The 2,771-nt window shown below is 40.1% G+C and carries 2 protein-coding genes; one reads left to right on the top strand and one right to left on the bottom strand.

Going from position 1 to position 2,771, the window contains the following annotated elements; genetic code table 11:
- Positions 1-202: 202 nt before the first annotated feature.
- Complete coding sequence (locus tag MUY27_RS20510; RefSeq protein ID WP_245133355.1) at positions 203-1,387, top strand: RES domain-containing protein; 1,185 nt, start codon at positions 203-205, stop codon at positions 1,385-1,387.
- A 268-nt stretch (positions 1,388-1,655) separates the two neighbouring features.
- Here MUY27_RS20510 and MUY27_RS20505 read toward each other — a convergent pair whose 3' ends face one another.
- The gene (locus MUY27_RS20505) at positions 1,656-2,519 is read right to left on the bottom strand and encodes a hypothetical protein (RefSeq protein ID WP_245133353.1); all 864 of its coding nucleotides are present in this window, start codon (positions 2,517-2,519) and stop codon (positions 1,656-1,658) included.
- Positions 2,520-2,771: the final 252 nt, after the last annotated feature.

Raw genomic sequence — 2,771 nt, 5'->3', positions numbered from 1 at the left:
TAGTAGTAATAAGTCGCTATAGAGAAACTATCTGCTTCATCACAAATACAGTAGTCATATGGCAATCAAAGTCCGAAAAGTTTTATATCCCCCGCGTATTAACGTAGTTGTGCAACAGCCACTACAAACTTGCGCCAGCATTAGGGGGGCTATGATATTATAACGAAAGTTAATAACTTTAATCAAACCGTTATGCTTAAACATGAACCTTGCAAAAATCCTATTTCACCCAGCTACAAACCTCCCTATTAATCCGTTACCAAACAAGTCCTTTCGTGAACATCTCAAGGAACTCTTTTCAAGATATGTTGACTTAATAGAGGCATCTACCGACTTTTCCAAACTTAGTCGTTTGCCTTCCAGTTTTGATGTGTCTATTGATCATTTCCGCACTCTTGTAAATGGCATAATAGAGACAGTAAATCTATATTACAAAGGTAACCCAGCTGCAGCATTCGAAAAATTAGCTATAACCTTGACAACATCAAAGGTTGCAGAAATTCTTTGGAAAGATGGTACTTTACCTGCTAAAACTAACTTCTTTAGATTGCGAAGAAAAAACGGCAATTACCCATTAAATAAATCTGACTTATTTCACATTCCTTTTGAACAACGGGGACGCGTTCGTACGCAACGTTACAGCATTCCAGGTCTCCCTTCCTTATACCTGTCAAACTGCATCTATGTAGCGTGGGAGGAAATGTTAAGGCCTGACTTTGCGGACATCCAGGCTGTACGATTACAAAACGTAAGAGCATTAAAATTCCTGGATCTTACGACGGACGATTATAATCTCCATTCCTTGGAAGAAGTAATGGAATTTAGCGCCAGAGACATTTTCCGTAAAATTTTTACTTGGCCGCTTATTGCAGCTTGTTCCTTTAGAATCTCCGATCTTGAAGCCTCGTTTAAGCCGGAGTATATTATTCCTCAGCTGCTATTGCAATGGACAGCCAAAATGGACCTTGATGGTATCAAATACTCATCAACACATATACAGAAGCATGAGCGGCAACATACAGGCTCCCTTTATAATATGGTTCTTCCAGTTAGAACATTTGACTTAGATAGGGGTTATTGCCCAAAATTGTGCAAGCTATTTAATTGTACACAAGTTCTGCCAATGCAATTACATCAATTTGCAACCACAACCGGTGCATTCTATGGGCAGGAAACCATTTCTTCAAAAGTCAACAAGGATATATACTCTTTGGAGCTCATTCATGGGAAGGAAGAACCTTACTGGCATACCTCTTTTGGCCGCCTCGAGTACGCCCTTCAGGATTTACCACTGGAAGGCATTTTAGAACGAAAAAGAACACAAGGGGAGTTGAAAATCCAACAGAAAAATGTAATAACTATTCCTAAAGGCTCACTAGACTATTGAAATATCTAGTAAATAAACATAAGCATTACAAATATTTCCCCCCTGCTGGGGCGAGCTTGTAGCTCGTGTTCTTTATAAGATCCCCCTATGCTGACGCACGCGTGTCGTGTGTAATGGTAAGGTAAAGGTTTTTTTCCATCACTTCCTTATCTCGATCAAGTGGAACGAGCCGACAACAGCCCGCAGGCGAGGCTGCTTGGTATTTGCCGCGGTTTATGACAAGGGCACAGCTGAAGTCGGCAACAAATTCAATAAAATTGGTAAGCGATCAGCACTGACAGGAATCATTTTCTCCATCTGCATAGATTTTCCCAAACCTGTTAACTTGCTTATCTTTCTTGCAATGCGGACATCTTGCCCGGCTAATCATTATTTCAAAATCACTTAACTTCTGTCCATTCTTTTCCATCTGCTGGCCAAGTCCTTTTTCAAAATGATTTTCATTAGTTTTGGATTTGGCCTCATTGTGCCAGTCGAGATCCGTTTTACCTGTTAAAGTTTGGCTCAGGTATTTCAATGGCAATATCGAAAGTTTACTCCCAAACTGTCTGTCTTCATCATTCTCTCTATCACCCATCTTACGTGCGAAACCGTAGGTTGTCTGGTCATATCCATTGTATTTTGAAAGATTATCAAATAACTCTAATAAACCTTCGGGTTTAAGCGAGTCCTTGTTCGTTTCAAGGAATGACCTTGTTTCAGAAAAAATTGGAAATTGTGTATCCTTGACGCTGCCTTTAGGGCCTTTCAGATCTTTCCACCTTTCTAAGTCGCTCTTCTCAAAATCGCTAAAAACACTTATGTTGTCATCTTCATTAGCTTCTTCAAGCATAGAATTGATCGGTGTATAAATTTTTTTACTCTTAAGCCAGGTACTTATTGCTCCGTGATTAACATCGGAATTTGCCATCTGCTGGAATTCTTCGGCCACAGTAACATTAACATTTGCGATATGATTATAGATCTGCTCTATTTGATCAGGTGAAAACGGCTCTTTTTTGTAAGTAAAATATCCTTGCACAACCGGTTGGTGTGACTGATACTGAAAGACAGGCACCGCCGGCATGGAGATTCCGTTTTTGCCGGTCTGTATGGTACAGTTCGTTTTTTCGGTGTATTGACGCTGCTGCATTAGGAAAGATTATACGACAGCAATTTAAGATAATTATCGATAATTATCGATAATTATACCTGTCGGCTATTTATACCGAAGCTTAGACGCTTGCGCCGTACCTCCCCCCCCCGTGCTGGCGCGAGCTTCTAGTGGCTGTTGCACAACTAAGGTACAATTAGTATCTTAAAGCATGCAAGGGAAGAAACATTATCAGGAGAAACTGTTTACCAACTTTCAATTGTCAGAGCGTATTCCTTTAGATAATCTTTA

This window comes from Mucilaginibacter straminoryzae (assembly GCF_022953055.1).
Classification (GTDB): domain Bacteria; phylum Bacteroidota; class Bacteroidia; order Sphingobacteriales; family Sphingobacteriaceae; genus Mucilaginibacter; species Mucilaginibacter straminoryzae.
The sequence above is the reverse complement of the archived record's forward strand: the minus strand, read 5'-3'. Positions and strand labels throughout refer to the sequence as shown.